This window comes from Streptomyces neyagawaensis, from assembly GCF_023516595.1.
Lineage (GTDB): Bacteria > Actinomycetota > Actinomycetes > Streptomycetales > Streptomycetaceae > Streptomyces > Streptomyces neyagawaensis.
Genome location: NZ_JAMGBG010000005.1, coordinates 113,254 through 133,322 on the forward strand (window position 1 = coordinate 113,254; position 20,069 = coordinate 133,322).

At 72.7% G+C, this 20,069-nt stretch carries 16 protein-coding genes and 1 pseudogene; 8 read left to right on the forward strand and 9 right to left on the reverse strand.

Translation table 11 applies throughout. The features are described from left to right. Positions 1-135: 135 nt before the first annotated feature. The 4 genes and pseudogenes from M8J73_RS02870 to ppk2 all read right to left on the reverse strand — a co-directional run bounded on the left by M8J73_RS02870 (position 136) and on the right by ppk2 (position 4,374). A pseudogene (locus tag M8J73_RS02870) lies at positions 136-1,444 on the reverse strand (globin domain-containing protein). 236 nt (positions 1,445-1,680) lie between these two features. After that, positions 1,681-2,091, reverse strand: a complete 411-nt coding sequence (locus tag M8J73_RS02875; protein ID WP_055538332.1) for a pyridoxamine 5'-phosphate oxidase family protein — start codon at positions 2,089-2,091, stop codon at positions 1,681-1,683. A gap of 131 nt (positions 2,092-2,222) precedes the next feature. Continuing rightward, positions 2,223-2,924 carry a response regulator gene (locus tag M8J73_RS02880; protein WP_055538333.1) on the reverse strand — a complete coding sequence of 234 codons (702 nt, stop codon included), beginning with the start codon at positions 2,922-2,924 and terminating at the stop codon, positions 2,223-2,225. A 646-nt stretch (positions 2,925-3,570) separates the two neighbouring features. Beyond that, the gene (ppk2, locus tag M8J73_RS02885; RefSeq protein WP_055538334.1) at positions 3,571-4,374 is read right to left on the reverse strand and encodes a polyphosphate kinase 2; all 804 of its coding nucleotides are present in this window, start codon (positions 4,372-4,374) and stop codon (positions 3,571-3,573) included. 49 nt (positions 4,375-4,423) lie between these two features. Here ppk2 and M8J73_RS02890 point away from each other — a divergent pair, with 49 nt between their 5' ends. Next, the gene (locus M8J73_RS02890) at positions 4,424-6,805 is read left to right on the forward strand and encodes a phosphoketolase family protein (RefSeq protein WP_055538335.1); all 2,382 of its coding nucleotides are present in this window, start codon (positions 4,424-4,426) and stop codon (positions 6,803-6,805) included. A gap of 65 nt (positions 6,806-6,870) precedes the next feature. On the opposite strand, the gene M8J73_RS02895 is transcribed toward M8J73_RS02890, so the two are convergent. Beyond that, positions 6,871-7,248 carry an STAS domain-containing protein gene (locus M8J73_RS02895; protein ID WP_055538336.1) on the reverse strand — a complete coding sequence of 126 codons (378 nt, stop codon included), beginning with the start codon at positions 7,246-7,248 and terminating at the stop codon, positions 6,871-6,873. A 184-nt stretch (positions 7,249-7,432) separates the two neighbouring features. Between M8J73_RS02895 and M8J73_RS02900 the strand changes: the two genes are divergently transcribed. The 6 genes from M8J73_RS02900 (at position 7,433) to M8J73_RS02925 (ending at position 15,278) form a co-directional block, all read left to right on the forward strand. Continuing rightward, a complete protein-coding gene (locus M8J73_RS02900; RefSeq protein WP_055538337.1) occupies positions 7,433-8,503 on the forward strand; it encodes a zinc-dependent alcohol dehydrogenase family protein in 1,071 nt (356 codons plus the stop codon). 342 nt (positions 8,504-8,845) lie between these two features. Beyond that, positions 8,846-10,564 (forward strand): sensor histidine kinase, encoded by a 1,719-nt coding sequence (locus M8J73_RS02905; RefSeq protein ID WP_249828186.1) that lies wholly within the window; start codon positions 8,846-8,848, stop codon positions 10,562-10,564. Between the two features lie 154 nt (positions 10,565-10,718). Then, entirely contained in the window at positions 10,719-11,528 is an 810-nt protein-coding gene (locus tag M8J73_RS02910) for an MBL fold metallo-hydrolase (RefSeq protein WP_055537290.1), read from the forward strand. A gap of 110 nt (positions 11,529-11,638) precedes the next feature. Further along, entirely contained in the window at positions 11,639-12,985 is a 1,347-nt protein-coding gene (locus M8J73_RS02915; protein ID WP_055537291.1) for a flavin-containing monooxygenase, read from the forward strand. Next, complete coding sequence (locus tag M8J73_RS02920) at positions 12,982-13,860, forward strand: SDR family NAD(P)-dependent oxidoreductase (RefSeq protein WP_055537292.1); 879 nt, start codon at positions 12,982-12,984, stop codon at positions 13,858-13,860. The genes M8J73_RS02915 and M8J73_RS02920 overlap by 4 nt, the downstream gene beginning before the upstream one ends. Continuing rightward, positions 13,857-15,278: an aldehyde dehydrogenase family protein gene (locus M8J73_RS02925; RefSeq protein ID WP_055537293.1), complete on the forward strand. Its 1,422-nt coding sequence runs from the start codon at positions 13,857-13,859 to the stop codon at positions 15,276-15,278. The genes M8J73_RS02920 and M8J73_RS02925 overlap by 4 nt, the downstream gene beginning before the upstream one ends. A 41-nt stretch (positions 15,279-15,319) precedes the next feature. Here the strand turns inward: M8J73_RS02925 and M8J73_RS02930 are convergent, their stop codons facing one another. Then, complete coding sequence (locus M8J73_RS02930) at positions 15,320-16,423, reverse strand: AraC family transcriptional regulator (RefSeq protein WP_055537294.1); 1,104 nt, start codon at positions 16,421-16,423, stop codon at positions 15,320-15,322. A 113-nt stretch (positions 16,424-16,536) separates the two neighbouring features. Next, a complete protein-coding gene (locus tag M8J73_RS02935; RefSeq protein ID WP_443739052.1) occupies positions 16,537-17,409 on the reverse strand; it encodes an NAD(P)-dependent oxidoreductase in 873 nt (290 codons plus the stop codon). A gap of 191 nt (positions 17,410-17,600) precedes the next feature. Between M8J73_RS02935 and M8J73_RS02940 the strand changes: the two genes are divergently transcribed. Next, complete coding sequence (locus M8J73_RS02940; RefSeq protein ID WP_249828187.1) at positions 17,601-18,197, forward strand: TetR/AcrR family transcriptional regulator; 597 nt, start codon at positions 17,601-17,603, stop codon at positions 18,195-18,197. A 5-nt stretch (positions 18,198-18,202) separates the two neighbouring features. Here the strand turns inward: M8J73_RS02940 and M8J73_RS02945 are convergent, their stop codons facing one another. Continuing rightward, positions 18,203-19,387, reverse strand: a complete 1,185-nt coding sequence (locus M8J73_RS02945) for a pyridoxal phosphate-dependent aminotransferase (protein ID WP_055538866.1) — start codon at positions 19,385-19,387, stop codon at positions 18,203-18,205. Positions 19,388-19,487: 100 nt separating this feature from the next. After that, positions 19,488-20,036 (reverse strand): DUF1062 domain-containing protein, encoded by a 549-nt coding sequence (locus M8J73_RS02950; RefSeq protein ID WP_055538865.1) that lies wholly within the window; start codon positions 20,034-20,036, stop codon positions 19,488-19,490. Positions 20,037-20,069 lie beyond the last annotated feature (33 nt).

Genomic DNA, 20,069 nt, shown 5'->3' on the forward strand with positions numbered 1-20,069 from the left:
GTCGCACGGAGGGGACGGCGACAGGCCGCATCGGGTCCGGAAGCGGACCGATCCGGTCAGCCGCTCCGAGCGCGGGTCGACCGACCGTCTCCTCGGGTCACCGCCCCCCGGCCGCTCCCTCGGCCGGCCGCTCCGTCAGGAGCCGGGCAGCCACAGGTCGGGGCCGAACACCTCGTAGCGGACGGCGCGGGCGGGGACTCCCGCGGCCAGCAGTTGACCGCGCACCGCCCGCATGAAGGGCAGCGGGCCGCACAGGAACACCGTGGCGTCCCGGGCCAGTTCGATGCCGTCGAGGTCCATCAGACCGCTCCGGAACTCCGCGCCGGCCCGGTCGGACCCGTCGGCCCGGTCCGCCCCGGCGGCCCGCTCGACCTGTTCGGCTTGCGCGGTCGGCTGGGTCGGCTGGGTCGGCGCCGTCGGCTCGGCCGGTTCGGGGTGCTCGTACCAGAAGACGGCGCGGGCACCCGGCAGCCGCTCGACGAGCGCACGGGTCTCGGCGCGCAGGGCGTGGTCGGCGGGGGAGCGGTCGGCGTGCAACACCAGCACCGGGCGGGTCGAGCCGACGGCGACGAGATGCGCCAGGATGCCGGTCATCGGCGTGCAGCCGATGCCCGCGGAGACCAGCACGACCGGGGACCCGGCGTCGGCCGGACCGTCGAGGAAGACATCGCCGAACGGCGCCGACAGGGGTCAGCTCGTCGCCCGCGGACACCCGCTCGTGCAGCAGGGTGGAGACCTCGCCGTCCGGCGTGCCCTCCGCCGCGGCGACCCGCTTCACGGTGATCCGCCGCAGACCGTCGCCCGGGTCGGAGGAGAGGCTGTACTGCCGTACCTGGTGCACACCGTCCGCCAAGCGCACACGGACGCTCACGTACTGGCCGGCCCGGGCCCGCGGCGCGGGTCCCCCGCCGGCGGGGCGCAGCAGGAACGACACCGTGTCCGGGGTCTCCGTACGGCGCTCGACGACCGTCCACGGCCGCCACACCTCGCCGGGCGTCACGCCCGCGTCCTGGTACAGCCGGGCCTCCCGGCCGATCAGCGCGCCCGCCATCAGCCAGTACACCTCGTCCCAGGCCGCCGCGACCTCCGGGGTGACGGCGTCACCGAGCACCTCGGCTATCGCGCCGAAGAGGTACTTGTGGACGATCGTGTACTGGTCGTCGGTGACCCCGACCGCCGCGTGCTTGTGCGCGATCCGGTCCAGCAGCGTGTCCGGGCGGGTGTCCGGGTCGTCCAGCAGCGCGGTCGCGAACCCGGCGATCGACCCGGCCAGGGCCCGGCGCTGCGCACCGCTCGCCTGGTTGCCGCGGTTGAACATCCCGTCGAGCAGCTCGGGACGGTCGCGGAACATCGCGCCGTAGAAGCGGGCGGTGATCTCGTCGAGCGCTCCGGCGACCGCGGGCAGGGTGGCGCGGACGACGGCGGCGGACTCTTCGGACAGCATGAGGCCTCCCAGGAATGGGCGGAAGGGGTGGGGTCGGGCGCCGTGTCCCCTCAGGGCGCCGGTCTTCTGTGTATCAGGCAACGGACCGCGTTTCGGCGCCGTTCGCCCGTTACCGGCGACGTGGGGACCAATGGCCCCATCGAGTCGGGAGCATCGGCCCCACGGGTGCGGCCGATGTGGGACCGGGCGGCCCCGGAACGACCTCCCAAGAGCCCTGTCATGCCGCCGATGCCCGGTCAGCGCGTGCCGAGTTCACGGCCCGTGATCATCTCGGACGCGATCCGCACGAAGACCTCGTGCCGTGCGGGCATCCAGGAGGCGGGGCCGGTGCGGGACAGCCGCTCGTGCTCGACGGGATCGGTCACCACGTCGGCCCGGCCGGTGACGACGACACTCCAGCCGGACCGGGTGACCGGGTCGAACTCGTCGCCCTCGAACGCGACGACGACACCGTCGATCGCCCGCACCAGGTCGGAGCCGGCCGACGTGCACAGGACCACGGCGTCGTCGCCGTCGAGGGCGAAGTTGACCGGCAGCACGGCGGGCAGCGCGCGCCGGGTGTAGACCACCCGCCCGACCGGCACCTTGGCCAGCAGTCTCAGGCACTCCTGCCGGTCGAGCACGCGGAACGCATCAATCTGAACCATCAGCCCATCGTCCGTACGACACCCGAACACGGGTAGGGCCGGTCGGCCCGTTCTCCAGCCCGTCCGGCCGGGGTCGGGGTCGGGGTCGCGCGGGGGCGCCGGGCGCCCCCGTAGAGGCGGCCCGTGTGCGTTCAGCCCGGCCGGTGTTCGCCCGGGGCCGGTCGGTCCAGGTGGGTGGCGAGGACGGCGGCCTGGACGCGGCGTTGGACGCCCAGCTTGGCGAGGAGGCGGGAGATGTGGTTCTTGACGGTCTTCTCGGACAGGTAGAGCTTCTTGCCGATCTCCCGGTTGGTGAGCCCCTCGCCGATCAGCGCGAGGATGTCCCGCTCCCTCGGCGACAGCGTCGCCAGTTCCGACGGCTCGACCGGGCCCGGCGCCGGCTCGGCCCGCAGCGACCGCATCAGCCGGGCGGTGGTCGCGGGGTCCAGCATCGACTGGCCGGAGGCCACCGTACGGACCGCGGAGACCAGGTCCGACCCCTTGATCTGCTTGAGGACGTACCCGGAGGCCCCGGCCATGATCGCGTCGAGCAGGGCCTCCTCGTCGTCGAACGACGTCAGCATCAGACACGTCAGCCCCGGCATCCGGCTGCGCAGCTCACGGCAGACCGAGATGCCGTCGCCGTCCGGCAGCCGCACGTCGAGGACGGCGACGTCGGGCCGCAGCGCCGGGCCCCGCACCAGAGCCTGCTCGACGGTGCCGGCGTCGCCGATCACCGAGATGTCCGGCTCGGAGTCGAGCAGATCGGCGAGGCCCCGCCGGACGACCTCGTGATCGTCGAGCAGGAACACCCGGATCGGGTTCTGCTCGGTGAAAGTACGTGGCTCGGACATCGTGGCCCCTAGGGTCTGTCGTTTGGATCACGCCTGGGCCGCGGGGTTTGGCACGCGCATCTGCGGCGTTGTCGTCGGTCGCCGACTCCCCCACGCTCGAGCAACCTCGCGCGGGGGGACCCCCATCGCGTTGACTTCCCTCCTCCGCCTTGCAGTTGCACGCACCAAACCCCGCTCACCGGCGGTCATCAGGATGCCGTAGCCCGAAGTCGGCATGATCCAAACGACCGGCCCTCGTTCCCCGGCGAAGAGGACAGATCCAGATCACGGGTCTGCCCATGATGTCGATCATCACGCCGCCGGGCCGCCCGCACTAGGGCCGATCGGCCCCCACGAGCGCACCCTCCGCGCGCCGGCGTGCCCGGGCGCCGCGCCAGGGGCCACCGGGTCCGCCGCCCGGGCCGTCCGGCCCAGTCGTCGCGGCCCTTCGGCATCCGGCGCGACCGGCCGCCGTCGGCGAGGGTGGGGGAGACGAGGTCGAGCGACACCGGGTCGCGGCCCGGCCACGGACGAAAGGGAGCACCTCCATGGCCGTACACCAGCACCTGCCCGCACACCAGCACCTCCGGTGAGGGTGACCGTGGTGGCCTGCCTTTCGGAGCGTCGCCGCCGTCAGGAGCATCGGCGGCGTTCGGAGCGCCGCCGTTCAGAGTTTCGCCGCGTGGTCCGGGACGTAGGTCCGCAGATCGCGCGGAGGGCGCTGGTAGCCGGTCGACGCGGGACGCTCGGGCAGTTCCAGCACCGGCGGCGGGACGTCGTGGTACGGCACGGAGGCCAGCAGGTGGGCGATCATGTTCAGCCGGGCCCGCCGCTTGTCGTCGCTCTCCACCACGAACCAGCGCGCCTCGGTGATGTCGGTGTGCACCATCATCACGTCCTTGGCCTGCGAGTACGTCTCCCAGCGGGAGATCGACTCCAGGTCCATCGGCGACAGCTTCCAGCGCCGCAGCGGATCCTCCAGCCGCTTGCGGAACCGGTCCTGCTGCTCGGTGTCGCTCACCGAGAACCAGTACTTGCGCAGCAGGATCCCGTCCTCCACCAGCATCCGCTCGAAGATGGGGCACTGTCGCAGGAAAAGTTGGTACTCCTCCTCAGTGCAGAAACCCATCACATGCTCGACCCCGGCCCGGTTGTACCAGGACCGGTCGAACAGCACGATCTCCCCGGCCGCCGGAAGGTGCTGGATGTACCGCTGGAAGTACCACTGGCCGCGCTCGCGCTCCGTCGGCTTCGGCAGCGCGGCGATCCGGGCGATGCGCGGGTTCAGATGCTCGGCGACCCGTTTGATCGTGCCGCCCTTGCCGGCCGCGTCCCGCCCCTCGAAGATCACGACCAGTCGGGCGCCCGTCGTCCGAACCCATTCCTGGAGCTTCGCCAACTCCGTCTGCAGACGCAGCAGTTCCTCTTCGTACGCCGCGCGCGGCACCCTCGTCGCCTTCTTGCCGGCCATGCCGCCTCCACCGCCCTATGACCCCCGCCGATGAGTTCCGGAGTCACCCATGACCAAGGTCGAACACCAGAACGTCACCGTACTTTCCGACGACGAGCTGCGCACCCTGGACGCCCACTGGAGGGCCGCCAACTACCTGGCCGCCGGACAGATCTACCTGATGGCGAACCCGCTGCTGACCGAGCCGCTGCGGCCGGAGCACATCAAACCGCGGCTCCTCGGACACTGGGGCACCTCGCCCGGCCTCAACCTCGTGCACACCCACCTCAACCGTGTGATCAAGGCACGAGGACTGGACGCGCTGTGCGTCTGGGGCCCCGGCCACGGAGGGCCGTCCGTGCTCGCCAACTCCTGGCTGGAGGGCAGCTACAGCGAGATCTACCCCGACGTCCCGCGGGACGCGCAAGGCATGGAGCGGCTGTTCCGGCAGTTCTCCTTCCCCGGCGGGGTGCCGAGCCATGTCGCCCCGGAGACCCCCGGCTCCATCCACGAGGGCGGCGAACTCGGCTACTCGCTGGCCCACGCGTACGGCGCCGCCTTCGACAACCCGGACCTGCTGGTCGCCTGTGTGATCGGGGACGGCGAGGCGGAGACCGGGCCGCTGGCGGCCGCCTGGCACTCGAACAAGTTCCTGGACCCGGTGCACGACGGCGCGGTCCTGCCGATCCTCCACCTCAACGGCTACAAGATCGCCAACCCGACCGTCCTCGCCCGCCTCCCCGAGAGCGAGTTGGACACCCTCCTGCGCGGCTACGGGCACGTCCCGATCCATGTCACCGGCGACGACCCGGCGCAGGTGCACCGCGCGATGGCCGCGGCCCTCGACGAGGCCCTCGACCGGATCGCCCTCATGCAGCGCACCGCCCGCGAGGACGGCGTCACCGAGCGCGTGCACTGGCCGGTGATCGTCCTGCGCACCCCGAAGGGCTGGACCGGCCCCGCCGAGGTCGACGGGGAGCCCGTCGAGGGAACCTGGCGCGCCCACCAGGTCCCGCTCGCCGGGGTACGGGAGAACCCGGACCACCTGCGGCAGTTGGAGGCGTGGCTCCGCTCGTACCGGCCGCAGGACCTGTTCGGCCCCGACGGCCGGCCCGTCCCCGACGTCCTCGCCTGCGTCCCCGAGGGCCCCCGCCGCCTCGGCGCCACCCCGCACGCCAACGGCGGTCTCCTCGTCCGTGACCTGCCCGTCCGCTCCCTCGACGACTTCGCCGTCCCGGTGGAGAAGCCCGGCACCACCCTCCACGAGCCGACCCGCGTCCTCGGCGGCCTCCTGGAAGCCGTCATGAACGACACCCGCGCCCGCCGGGACTTCCGCGTCGTCGGCCCGGACGAGACGGCCTCCAACCGGCTCCAGGCCGTCTTCGACGCCAGCGGCAAGGCATGGCAGGCCGGGATGCTGCCGGTGGACGAGCACCTGGACCGGCACGGCCGGGTACTGGAGATCCTCTCCGAGCACACCTGCCAGGGCTGGTTGGAGGGCTACCTCCTCACCGGCCGGCACGGCCTGTTCTCCTGCTACGAGGCGTTCGTCCACATCGTCGACTCCATGGTCAACCAGCACATCAAGTGGCTGCGGACCTCCCGCGAGCTGCCCTGGCGGGCCCCCATCGCCTCCCTCAACTACCTGCTCACCTCCCACGTCTGGCGCCAGGACCACAACGGCTTCTCCCACCAGGACCCCGGCTTCGTCGACCACGTCCTCAACAAGAGCCCCGAGGTCGTCCGGGTCTATCTGCCGCCGGACGCCAACACCCTGCTGTCCGTCGCGGACCACGTCCTGCGCAGCCGGGACTACGTCAACGTCGTCGTGGCCGGCAAGCAGCCCTGCTACGACTGGCTGTCCATGGACGCCGCCCGCGCCCACTGCGCGCGCGGCGCGGGCATCTGGGACTGGGCCGGCACGGAGAACGGCGGCGAACCCGACGTCGTCCTCGCCTGCGCCGGCGACGTCCCCACGCAGGAGGTGCTGGCCGCCGCGCAGCTGCTGCGCCGGCACCTTCCCGGACTCGCGGTGCGTGTGGTGAACGTCGTCGACATGACCCGGCTGCTGCCGCGGGAGGAACACCCGCACGGGATGAGCGACTTCGAGTACGACGGGCTGTTCACCACCGACAAGCCGGTGATCTTCGCCTACCACGGCTACCCGTGGCTGATCCACCGCCTCGCCTACCGCCGCACCGGCCACCGGAACCTGCACGTCCGCGGCTACAAGGAGTCCGGCACGACGACCACGCCGTTCGACATGGTCGTCCGCAACGACCTCGACCGCTACCGCCTGGTCATGGACGTCATCGACCGCGTCCCCGGCCTGGCCGTCCGTGCCGCCGCCGTACGGCAGCGGATGGCCGACGCCCGGACCCGCCACCACGCCTGGATCCGCGAGCACGGCACCGACCTGCCCGAGGTCGCCGACTGGACCTGGAACGCCTGACGGCCGCGGTCCACCGGGGGAACGCCTCCACCGGTGGACCGCAGGCCGTCGCGTACGCGGGCGGTTCAGCGGGCCGCGGCGGGCACCGGGCCCGCCGGCTCCCCGGGCAGCCGGGAACCCACCTCGAACACGTCGGTCAGGCCGGTGCAGCGCAGCAGCCTCAGGAAGCCGGAGTCGTCGGTGACCAGGCGGAGCCGGCCGTGCTGGTCCCGCGCGCGATTCCGGGCCCGGCACAGCACGCCGAGCCCGGAGCAGTCGATGAAGTCGACCGGGCGCAGGTCCAGCACCAGGTCGGGGTGGGGACGGGAGGTCAGGGCGTCCAGACGGGCCGCGAGCGCGGGAGCCGTCACGACGTCTATCTCGCCCCGCAGTGTCACAACGGTCGCGCCGCCGGAGGTGCGGTGCGTGCGGTACGGCGCGGACCCGGTGTCGTTCTCGTCCATGAGACGAGACAAGCCCTGGTGACCGGGTCGGCGGTAGGGCCGTTCGGTCCCTCTTGTGCCGGCCCGAACGGGACCGGGGGTCCGCACCGCGGCCCGGGCGGGCCCGTGCGAGGTTTGACTCCAGCGGACAAGCTGGATGGGTGGGACCTTCCCCGGCACGCCCAGAAGGACGGTGAGGAGCGTCATGAAAGGCTTCGTCTTCCACGGACCCGGCCAGTCGGCCTGGCAGGACATCCCGGACCCCGCGCTCAAGGACCCGACCGACGCGGTCGTACGGGTCGACGCCGTGACCATCTGCGGCACGGACCTGCACATCCTCAAGGGCGACGTCCCCGACGTGCGTCCCGGCACGGTCCTCGGGCACGAGGCCGTCGGCGAGATCGTCGAGATCGGCAGCGACGTCCGCACCGTACGCCCCGGCGACCGCGTGCTGGTCTCCTGCATCAGCGCTTGCGGCCGCTGCCGCTTCTGCCGGGAGAGCGCCTACGGCCAGTGCAGGGGCGGCGGGGGCTGGATCCTCGGCCATCTGATCGACGGCACCCAGGCCGAGTACGTCCGCGTCCCCTTCGCCGACCTGTCCGTCCACGTGCTGCCCAGCACGGTCGGCAACGAGGACGCCGTGCTCCTCGCGGACATCTTCCCGACCTCCTACGAGGTGGGCGTGCTCAACGGGCACGTGCGGCCCGGGGACACCGTCGCCGTCGTCGGGGCCGGCCCCATCGGTCTCGCCGCGATCGCCACGGCCCGGCTGTTCGCACCCGAGCGGATCGTCGCCGTGGATCCGGCGGCGTCCCGGCTGGAGGCCGCCAAGCGGCTCGGCGCCGATGCCGTGGCCGACTCCCGTGAGGACCCCGAGCAGCTCGTCGCCGACCTCACGGACGGGCTCGGCGCCGACGTGGTCATCGAGGCGGTCGGTCTGCCGGAGAGCTTCGAGGCGTGCACCCGCATGGTGCGCCCCGGCGGCCACGTGGCCAACGTCGGCGTGCACGGCAAGCCCGCCGTGCTCCACCTCGAAGACCTGTGGATCAAGAACGTCACCCTCACCACCGGCCTGGTCGACACCAGTTCCACCCCCACGCTGCTGCGCATGGCCGCCGCCGGGCGCCTGCCCACCGCGGACCTGGTCACCCACACGTTCCCGCTGCACCACATGGAGGAGGCGTACGACGTCTTCGGCCGCGCCGCCGACACCGGAGCCCTGAAGGTGGTACTCGGCGACCTGCCGCACCGGGAGGTCTCCGTCCGCGCGGCCTGACGCCAGTCAGCACTGCCCCTCGGCGCCGACGTGGCCTCGGCGTCGGCCCATCCGGTGCCGCCCTCGCGGCGGCGTACACGCGGAACGGAGCGACACCGCGGGGGATCGGTGCCGCTCCTCGTTCCATTGTCCCTCCGACCCCACCCGTCCCGCAGGGGCCGAAGGTCCCGACCTCGGGGACCGCCCCGGCGCCGTCCGCTGCCCTTCGCCGCAGGCCGAGCTGCCCGCCCGGTCCCCGCCGGGTCGGCCGGATTCGCTACCGTGCCACGCGGCCGACCATTACGTTGGCCACAGGGCCGGACCGGTGGGGTCCGTCGGACAGGGGACCGGAGGAACCGTCAGGTGGGACGCTCGGAGGAGGCCCGGGTACGGCTGCCACAGCTGAGGCTGGACGAACTGCTGGAGGAGCTCCAGGCGCGCCTGGACGCCGCACGCGGCACCCGGGACCGCGTGCACAGCCTGCTGGAGGCGGTGCTCTCGGTGGGCCGGGAGCTGGACCTTGAGCAGGCCCTGCGCAGCATCGTGGAGGCCGCCGCCGTGCTCGTCGACGCCGAGTACGCGGCCCTCGGGGTCATCGGCCCCGACGGCAAACGTCTGTCCGCCTTCCACACGGTCGGCGTGGGCGAGGAGCAGATCGCCCGGATCGGCCCCTTCCCGGAGGGCCACGGCATCCTGGGCGAGCTGATCCGGCACCCCGAGCCCCTGCGCCTGGCGAAGCTCTCCGACCACCCGGCGTCGTACGGCTTCCCGCCCCACCACCCGCCGATGAACACCTTCCTCGGCGTCCCGATCCGGGTCCGCGACCAGGTCTTCGGGAACCTGTACCTGACCGAGAAGCGCGGCGGTGCCCAGTTCGACGAGGAGGACGTCTCGGTCACCCTCACCCTGGCCGTCGCGGCGGGCGTCGCGATCGACAACGCCCGCCTCTACGCGGAGTCCCGGCTCCGTGAGCGCTGGCTGCGGGCGAACGCCGAGATCGTGCACCGTCTGATGGCCGGCGGGGACCGCACCGAGGTCCTCGGCCTGATCGCCGACCGGGCCCGCGAGATCACCGGCGCCGCCCTCGCAGGGGTCGCGATGCCGATGGAGGAGACGGACTCGCTGTCCGTCGAACTCGCCCTCGGCCAGGAGGCGGAGACCTTGAACGGTCTGGTCCTGCCCGTGGAGGGCAGCCTCCTCGGCGAGGCATTCGCCGGGGCGACCGCCGTCACCAGCCCGGACGTCGTCCACGACGTACGGGTCTCGGCGGGGGCACCGGGCTTCACCGGCCTCGGACCGGCCGTCGCCGTCCCCGTCGGCACCGGCGAGAGCGGCGTCCGAGGTGTGCTGCTCCTGGTGCGGGAGGCGGGGCGGCCGGCGTTCACGGAGAAGGAGATCGACCTCCTGCGGGGCTTCGCCGCCCAGGCGGCGATCGCGATGGAGCTCGCGGAACGCAGGCTGGAGGCCGAGGAGGTCGCGGTCCTCAAGGACCGTGACCGGATCGCCCGGGACCTGCACGATCTGGCCATTCAGCGGCTGTTCGCCACCGGGATGACCCTGCAGAGCGCGGGCCGTTTCATCGAGCACACCGAGGCCTCCGAACGTGTCTCGCGGGCCGTGGACGACCTGGACGAGACCATCAAGATCATCAGGTCGACGATCTTCGGCCTGCGCACCCGCGAGGGAGTGGCGGGCACCGGCCTGCGGGCCCGCACCGTACGGGTGGTCGGGGACGCGGCGCCGGTCGTGGGCTTCGCCCCCAGCGTGCGCATGGAGGGCCTGCTGGACACCGAGGTGCCCAAGGAGATCGCCGACCACGCGGTGGCCGTCCTGTCCGAGGCCCTCACCAACATCGCCCGCCACGCCCGCGCCGACCGCGCCGAGGTCGTCCTCGCCACCGACGGGACCGAGCTGCGGCTCTCCGTCACCGACAATGGCGTGGGCGTCCCGGCCGGGGGCCGCCGCAGCGGACTGCGCAACATGGCCGAACGCGCCGAGCAGCTCGGCGGCGGATTCGAGCTCACGGAGCCCCCGGGCGGAGGCACCGCCCTGGTGTGGTGCGTCCCGCTGAAGCACCCCTGACACGCGGCGCCGGGCGGAGCGCGGTCCTGGCGCCGCGCACCACCCCGCCCCGCATCCGCCGGGGCCCCCACCCCACCCCGCATCCGCCGGGGGCCCGTCCCCCCAGTCCCCGTCACCGTTACCCCTACGTCGACCCTCCGGAGGTCGTACTGCCATGAGGGTCCATCACCTCAACTGCGGAACCCTGCTCCCGCCCACCGCCCGGCTGGTCTGCCATGTCCTCCTCGTCGAGGCGCCGAACGGCCTGGTCCTGGTGGACTCCGGCTTCGGACTGCACGACATCGACGACCCGGGCCGGCGTCTCGGAGGGTCACGCCGGCTGCTCAGGCCCGTGCTGAAGGCGGAGGAGACGGCGGCCCGCCAGGTCGAGGCCCTCGGGTTCCGCCGCGAGGACGTCCGCCACATCGTCCTCACCCACTTCGACCTGGACCACATCGGCGGACTGTCCGACTTCCCCGACGCCCAGGTGCACACCACCGCGGCCGAGGTCCGCGGGGCCATCACCTCCCCGTCCCGGCGGGAGCGGAACCGCTACAGGCCCGTCCAGTGGGCGCACGGCCCGAAACTCGTCGACCACACCCCGGACGGCGAGGCTTGGCGCGGCTTCGCCGCCGCCAAGGAACTCGACACCATCGCCCCCGGCATCGTCCTGATCTCCCTGCCGGGCCACACCCGCGGCCACGCCTGCGTCGCCGTCGACACCGGTGACCGCTGGATCCTGCACGCCGGCGACTCCTTCTTCCACCGCGGCCTCGTCGACGGCCGCACCCCGGTGCCGCGTGTCCTGCGGGCCACGGAAGCGCTGCTCGCCCACGACTTCCCGCAGGTGCGCGCCAACCACGCCCGCCTGGCCGAGCTGCACCGGCGGGGCGACGCGGACCTGACCATCGTCAACGCGCACGACCCGGTCCTGTTCGAGAAGGCACGCGCCGGGCATCCCGGCGGCCCCGCCGCTGGCCGCTGAGGCCCCCTCTTTGACCGCGAGGACCAGTTCTTCCCGCCCCGTAGCTCCGTAGGTTCCCCTTCAACCCCTCGACGAGGGGGCCGCGAACGGCCGGACAAGGGAACTGGTTCATGGAAACAAGCCGGTACGACACATGCGTGATCGGGGCGGGGCCCGCGGGGCTGGCGGTCGCCAGGGCCCTGTCGGAGCGGAACCTGCCGTACACCCACCTCGAACGGCACACCGGGCCGGGCGGCATCTGGGACATCGACAACCCGGGCAGCCCGATGTACGAGTCGGCCCACTTCATCTCCAGCAGGACCCTCTCCGGCTTCGGCGGGTTCCCGATGCCGGAGACCTTCGCGGACTACCCGCCGCACCGGCAGATCCTGTCGTATCTGACGTCCTTCGCCGACGCCTACCGGCTGACCGAGCGCATCGAGTTCGGCGTGGAGGTCGAGCACGTCGAGAAGAACGCCGACGGCACCTGGACGGTCACCCGGACCGACGGCCGGCAGACCAGGCACGGCCAGGTCGTGATCTGCACGGGCGCCCAGTGGCACCCCAACGTGCCGGAGATCCCCGGCCACTTCACCGGCGAGGTCCGCCACACGGTCGGCTACCGCAGTGCGGAGGAACTGCGCGGCAAGCGGGTCCTGGTGGTCGGCGCCGGGAACTCCGGCTGCGACATCGCCTGCGACGCGGCCCGCAGCGCGGACCACGCGGTGATCAGCATGCGCCGCGGCTACTGGTTCATCCCCAAGCATCTCTTCGGCCGGCCCGTGGACACCATCGCGAGCGGCGGGCCCCACCTGCCGATGTGGCTGGCCCAGCGGGTCTTCGGCACCCTTCTGCGGCTCATCAACGGCGACCCGACGCGCCTCGGCCTGCCGAAGCCGGACCACAAGCTGTTCGAGACGCACCCCGCGATCAACTCGCTGCTGATCCACCACCTCCAGCACGGCGACATCACCGCCCGGCCGGGGATCGCCCGCACCGAGGGCCGCACCGTCCACTTCACCGACGGCACCCGCGACGACTTCGACCTGATCCTGCTGGCCACCGGATACGTCCACAAGGTGCCGGTCGCCCAGAAGTACTTCGGCGACGAACAGCACCCCGACCTCTATCTGTCGTCGTTCTCCCGCGACCACGAGGGCCTCTTCGGCGTCGGCTTCATCGAGACCAACTCCGGCGCCTACCAGCTGTTCGACACCCAGGCCCAGCTGATCGCCGGGTACATCCACGACACACGGCACCGGCTGCCGAACGCGGAGCGGTTCGCCCGCATGATCCGCACCGACCGCCCCGACCTGTCCGGCGGCATCAAGTTCGTCGCCTCACCCCGCCACACCGGCTACGTCGACAGCACCGCCATCGTGAAGCACCTCTCCAGGATCGCCGCCGACATGGGCTGGCGCACCGCGGGCCAGCCCCCGGCCGTGCGGTCCCCGCGACACTCGGAGGCGCTGTCATGAGCCGCTACGACTTCCACGACAAGGTCATGCTGGTGACCGGCGGCGCCGGCGGGATCGGCAGCGCCCTGTGCCACCGCTTCGCCGCCGGAGGCGCCCGCTGTGTCGTCGTCGACCTCGACGAGGGGCGCGCCCGACGCGTCGCCGCCGAACTGCCCGGCACGGGCCACACCGCCCTCGCCTGCGACCTGACGGACCGGACCCAGGTCGAGCACCTCTTCGAACAGGTCGCCGACGTGTACGGCCGACTGGACGTGCTGGTCAACAACGTCGGCATGACCAGCGCCGAACGCTTCGACGTCCGCAGCGTCGAGAGCATCGAGCGGGAGATCACCGTCAACCTGACGTCGCCGCTCGTCACCACCAGGATCGCCGTACCGCTGCTGCGGGCCGCGCGGGACGCCCGCGTGGTCACCACCGTCTCCCTCGGCGGGATCTTCCCCCTGGGCGAGACCCCCATCTACACGGCGTCGAAGTTCGGGTTGCGCGGCGCGATGCTCGCCATCGGCCTGGACCTCCGCGGCAAGGGCATCCTCGCCGGGTCCGTCCTGCCGTCGGCGACCGACACCCGGATGCTCCGCCAGGAAGCGGTCGACGGCGGCAACTCGCTCCAGTTCCAGGACGTGCCGCAGCAGCCCGCCGACGTGGTGGCCGCCGTGGTGAGCCTTCTCGACCGGCCCCGGCTGGAGGCGTACCCCCGGCCCGGCGAGTCCCGGCTGGTGCGGCTCGCGATGCTGGTGCCGAACCTGCTGCCGAGGATGTTCCCGCTGTTCCGGCAGCGCGGCGAACGTGGCATGGCCCGCTACCTCGACGAACTGCGCCGCCGCGGACTGGCCCGGCAGGTCGACGGACGCTGGGAACTGGTGGAGGAGGCATGACCGTCGTCGAGAACACCGCCGTGCTGACCGTCGTCGACCCGGCCACCGGGGAGCTGATCACCACGGTGGCCGCCACCAGCGCCGAAGGGGTCGCCGAGGCCGCCGAGCGGGCCCGGCGGGTCCATGAGTCCGGGGTGTGGTCGCGGCTGCCCGTCCGGGAGCGCGCCGCGGTACTGCTGCGCCTCGCCGACCTGATGGAACGCGACACCGGGATCCTCGCCCGGCTGGACAGCGAGGACGCGGGAAAGCCCATCACGGAGTGTCTCACCGGTGATGTGCCGGGCGCCGTCGAGTCGATCCGCTGGTTCGCCGAGGCGGCCGACAAGGTCTTCGGCCGGGTCTCCGCGGGCGGACCGGACGCCCTGGGCCTGGTCACCCGGGAACCGATCGGGGTGGTGGCGGCGATCCTGCCCTGGAACTATCCCCTCGCCATGACCGCCTGGAAGGTCGGCCCCGCCCTCGCCGCGGGCAACTGCCTGCTGGTCAAGCCCGCCGAGGCTACCCCGCGCTCGGCCCTGCACCTGGCCCGGCTCGCCGCCGAGGCGGGTCTGCCCGACGGTGTCCTCACGGTCCTCACCGGCCATGGCTCCGTCACCGGAGCCGCCCTCGCCCGCAGCCCCCTCGTGGGCGCCCTGTCGTTCACCGGTTCCACCGCCACCGGACGGCGCATCCTCAAGGACGCCGCCGACAGCAACTTCAAACGCGTGTCGCTGGAGATGGGCGGCAAGAGCCCCCAGGTGCTGATGGCCGACGCCCTCTCCTACGGCGACGAACTCATCGACCACATGATCGAGTCCGCGTTCCTCACGATGGGGCAGAACTGCACGGCCGGGTCCCGTGTCCTGGTCCACCGCGACATCGCCGACGAGGTGGTGGAGCGGTTCACCACCGCCGCGCGGCGCCTGGTCATCGGCCACCCGGCGGACCCCGACACCCAGGTGGGACCGCTGATCGACCGGGCGGCGTTCGCCCGGGTCGCGGCGGCGGTCGACGCCGCACGGGAGGGCGGGGCCCGTGTCCACACCGGCGGCCTGCCCCACGGCCTGCCCCGGTACGGGGCCTACTACCCGCCCACCGTGATCACCCGCCCGCCCGAGGGCAGCGACGTCCTCACCAAGGAACTGTTCGGCCCGGTCGTCACCGTCCAGATGTTCACCTCCGAGGACGAGGCGATACGCCTGGCCAACGCCACCGAGTACGGGCTCGCCGCGTCGGTCTGGACCCGCGACCTCGACACCGCGCTCCGCCTCGCGCGCGGCGTCGAGGCGGGGGTGGTGTCCGTCAACGCCTACAGCGAGGGCGACATCACCACGCCGTTCGGCGGCTGGAAGCAGTCCGGCTTCGGCGGCGCGGAGAAGTCGACCGACGCCTTCCACCAGTGGACGCGTGAGAAGACGGTCTGGATCCGGACGCGCTGAGACCGAGGACCGCCGGACGCCGACGGGGCATCGGCCGGACGTCAGGCTGACGCCCCGCCGACCGCCCCCCGGCGCTCCAGCAGCCTCGCCCGCAGTTCCACCGGTGTCACACCGTGCCAGCGCCGCACCGCCCGCCGGAGCGCCCGCACGTCGGCGAAGCCGGCCTGCCGGGTGATGTCACGCAGCGTCGACTCGGGCCGTGGGAGGAGCTGTTCGACCCTCTCCCGGCGCACTCCGTCCACGAGCGCCTCGTACGTGGTGCCGCACTCGGCGAGCCGGCGGCGCAGGGTGCGTTCGCTGGACGCGTGCCGGCGGGCCTGCTCCACGAAGGAGGGGACGTCCGGGAGGCTCTGTGCGATGGACACCTCCAGCACTTCGAGGAGGTCCTGCTGGTCGCGGCGTGACGCCAGCAGCGAGTCCAGCAGCTCCAGGGTCGACGTATAGGTGATGGAGTCCCGGCCCGGCTGCGTCGCACGCACCCAGCGGGCCGGGAACACCAGGCGGTTGCCGGGGGCGCCGAAGCGCAGCGGGCAGCGGAACAGCTCCTCGAACCGCCGGGTGTCGCGCGGCGCGGGGAACGCGAAGTCGACGACCTCGGGGGCGAACGAGGCGCCCACGTTCAGCCGGGTGAGGGTGGCCGCGCTGGAGTACGCCTCCTCGATCAGGAAGACGGCGACCGCGGGGTCCAGCGCCGGGTCCGGCAGGTCGGCGCGCAGCACGTAGCCGTCGCCCTCCCAGCGGGCCGACCACACCAGCATCGCCCCCGACAGGTTCTGGTAGCGCAAGCCCGTCTCGATGGCCTCCTGGAAGGTCTCGGCGGCCATCATGGCGAGGCCGAGCGGCCCCCACGCGGTGAGATGCTGCGCCGCGCCGACCCGCAGTCCCAGGTGTTCGTCCCCGGTCCGCTCCAGAGCCCGGCGGATGACGTCGCTGCCCTGCCGGTAGGAGACGCGCAGCGCGGCGGACCGCATGACCGTGGCGTCCAGCCCGACCTCGTCGAGCACGGGCCGTAGATCGACACCGTCCTCCTCGGCGACCCGAGCGAGATACCGCAGGATGTTGGGCGCGATGGTGGCGGAGGTACTGCGACTGGTACCTGAGCGCGTGGCCGCGGCGGAGGTCGCCGGGTCGGAAGCATCGTGCATCGCGTTCCCTCTCGCCCGGGCCGTCCCTGGCCTCACTGTAGGCAACGGGGCCCCGGCCTGTCGCGGGCGTGGCCGCCCAGGCCCCCTGCGCGGCAACCAGGAGCGCCGGGCCCTCAGGGCGTGCGGTGACGGTGGTTCCCGCGGGCACCGTCCGTCCGCGCCTCCAGGGCGCGCACCACGGCCACCATGTCCTCCCCGCCGAAGCCCTGCTCGACGGTCTCGCCGTAGAGCGTGTGGCAGACGTCGAGGAGCGGGGAGGCCAGGTCGGCCTCGCGGGCGGCCTCTGCGATCAGACGGTTGTTCTTCAGGACGTCCGCGGCGGCGGCCTGCACCGCGAAGTCACGGGTCAGCAGCTTGGGCCCCTTCATCCGGGAGACGGCGCTGGCCATCGGCCCCGCGTCCAGCACGTCCCGCAGCAGCCCCCGGTCGAGACCGTGCCGGTCGGCGAAGTGGAACGCCTCGGCGAGCCCGGTGACCAGCGTGATCAGGAACAGGTTCACGGAGAACTTCATCAGCAGCGCACCCGGAACGGCCCCGCAGCCGAACGTCTCCCGGCACAGGGGAGCGAGCAGGGGCCGTACGGTCGCCACGGCGTCCTCGTCGCCCGCGAGCATCCCCACCAACTCGCCCCGCTCGGCCGGAACTCGGGAGCCGGAGACCGGTGCCTCGACGTACTGCCCTCCGGACGCGCGGATGTCGTCCCGCAGACCGGCCGAGAACTCGGCGGAGGTCGTGCCCATGTGGACGACCGTGCGTCCGGCGACACGGGCGGCGAAATCGGGGGTGCCGCGGCCCAGGACCGCGTCGACAGCGGCCTCGTCGGCCAGCATCAGGAACACGGTCCCGGCCCGCTCGAACACCTCACCCGGGCCCGCCGCGACCTCGGCACCGGCGGCACGCAGGGGCACGCACCGGTCCGGGGTGCGGTTCCAGACGACGAGGGGTGTCCCGGCACGGGCCAGGTTGAGGGCCATGGGCTGCCCCATGACCCCGAGGCCGATGAAACCGACGTCCACGACGCCCTGCCTTCCCGGCCCGCCGACGAGCCCCGCTGCCCCGCACCCGACTATGACAGCGGTCATAGTAGCCCTCGCTATGACAGCGGTCATAGGGTGGCGCCATGAGGGCGGCGGGGAAACCGTCGGGCCGGGGAGCGCGGAAGGCGGGAGGTCGGGGCATGGCGCAGTCCGTACGGGGGCCGCGGGAGCGGATGGTCTTCAGCGCGGCCCAGCTGATCCGGCGCGACGGGGTCGCGGCCACCGGTATGCGGGAGGTCGCCGCCCACGCCGGGGCGCCGCGCGGCTCGTTGCAGCACTACTTCCCCGGCGGCAAGGAGCAGCTGGTCAACGAGGCCGTGGACTGGGCGGGCCGGTACGCCGGCAAGCGGGTCGCCCGCTTCCTCGCCGCGCTGGACGAGCCGACACCCGGCGGGCTGTTCGCCGAGATGGTGCGCCAGTGGACCGACGAGTACGAGACCGCCGGGTTCGCGGGCGGCTGCCCCGTCGCCGCCGCGACGGTGGACTGCGCCGAGTCCGCCGCGTCCACACGGGCCGCGGCCGCCGCCGCGTTCGCCGGCTGGACCGGCCCGGTGGCGGCGGCGCTGACGGACATGGGGGTGCCCGAGGAGCGGGCCGGATCGCTCGCCACGCTCATGATCAGCGCACTGGAGGGGGCGATACTGATGGCCAGGGCCGAGCGCGACGTCCGTGCCCTGACCACCGTCGCCAGGGAACTCGGCCCCCTCCTCGACGCGGCGGTCAGCGAGTCCGGCTGACCGCCCTACCCCAGAGTGGCCAGGAACTTCCCCAGCCGGGCGATGCCCTCGCGCAGGTCCTCGGCCGACGCCGCGTACGACAGCCGCACATGGGTTTCCGCCGTGCCCACGCCGAAGTCCCGGCCCGGGGTCAGGGCGACCTGGGCCTCCCGCAGGGCCCGTTCGCAGAACTCCCACGAGGTGAGCCCGGTGCCGCTGACGTCGAAGTAGACGTAGAAGGCGCCGTCGGGTGGTACCGGGACCGGCAGCCCGATGCGGCGCAGTCCGTCCAGGACGAGCGCCCGCCGCTCGGCGAACTCCACCCGGCGGGCCTCGCACACCGCCAGGGACTCCGGGGTGAAGCAGGCGAGGGCGGCCAGCTGGGCCGGGGCGGACGCGCACAGGAAGTAGTTCTGGGCCAGGCGCTCCAGCGCCGGTACGAGCGGCTCGGGCACGACGCACCAGCCGAGCCGCCAGCCGGTCATCCCGAAGTACTTCGAGAAGCTGTTGATGACGACGGCACCGGGGTCGAACGACAGGGCGCTGCGCGGCGGCCGTCCCTGCCCGTCGTGGTCGCCGAGGTCGAGGTAGATCTCGTCGACGAGCCGCCACGCGTCCCGTTCGCGGGCCGCCTCGCAGATCGCCGCGAGTTCGCCGGCCGGCACCGAGGTGCCCGTCGGGTTGGACGGCGTGGCGACCATGACCCCGCGGGTGCGCTCCGTCCAGCCGGCCCGCACCGAGGAGGCGGTCAACTGGTACCGGCCCTCGGCGGTGGTGGGGACGAGGGTGACGCGGGCACCGAAGCTCTCGACGATCTGCCGGTTGCACGGGTACGCCGGGTCCGCGATGAGCACCTCGTCACCGGGGTCGACGAGCGCGGCGGCGGCCAGCAGCAGCGCCGCCGAGGCGCCCGCGGTGACAACGACCCGGGCCGGGTCGACCTCGACGCCGTGCTGCTCCGCGTAGAACCGGGCGATGGCCTGGCGCAGCGCGGGCAGCCCGAGGGCCGCCGTGTAGGTCAGGGGGCGCCCGTCCATGGCCTCCCGCATCGCGTCCAGCACGGCGGGCGGCGCACCGAAGTCCGGTTCCCCGAGGCTCAGTTTGACGACATGGTGCCCCTGGGCCTCCAGGGCGGCGGCGTGCTTGCCGAACTCCATCGCGTAGAACGGGGCGACCGCCCGGGCGCGCTCCGAGATCCGTACGTTGCTCATACCGGGACCTTAAGCGCGCCCACCCCGACCGACACAGCCCCCTGCCCACGGGGGGCCTGCCCGGCGGACTCGCAGGGCAGGCCCCCTTTCCGTGGAACGCTCAGCGCTTGAGCGTGAAGGTGAAGTCGCCGGAGAGCCTGCTGTTCAGCCGGACCGCCGAGACGAGCTTCCCTTCCTCGATCAGCCGCTCCACCTCGGCCCGCGGAAGACCGCAGCCCTCGGCGATCAGCCGTACCGGTCGCACGGGGATCGGCGCCGCGAAGCGGACCGACACGTCGATCACCTCGCGGTCCGGAAGTTCCGCACCGCCGGTGTCGAGACGCCAGGCGCCGTCCCAGTCGAGGGCGACGTGATGACGGCGCCGTACGACCGGATCCCGCAGCACCTCGGCCGCCAGCGAGGGATCGTTGTCGTGCATCCGGTCCAGGAGCTCCGGTCGGACGGAACGCACCTGCGTCCGCTCCAGGACCGTGAGCTTCGCGGTGTCCCCGCACCGCGTGCAGAGCACGAGGAGCCAGGCGTCGATGAGCTTGTGGTGGGCGTTGACACGGAATTTGCCGTTCGCACGGAAGCGCTCCGACGCGCACGCGGAGCAGCGACGCACGACGAGCGGCAGGCAGGTGGGCATGACCACCCAGGTGGTGAGCACAGAAGTACACCGGTTTCAGTGAGAAGTCCGCAG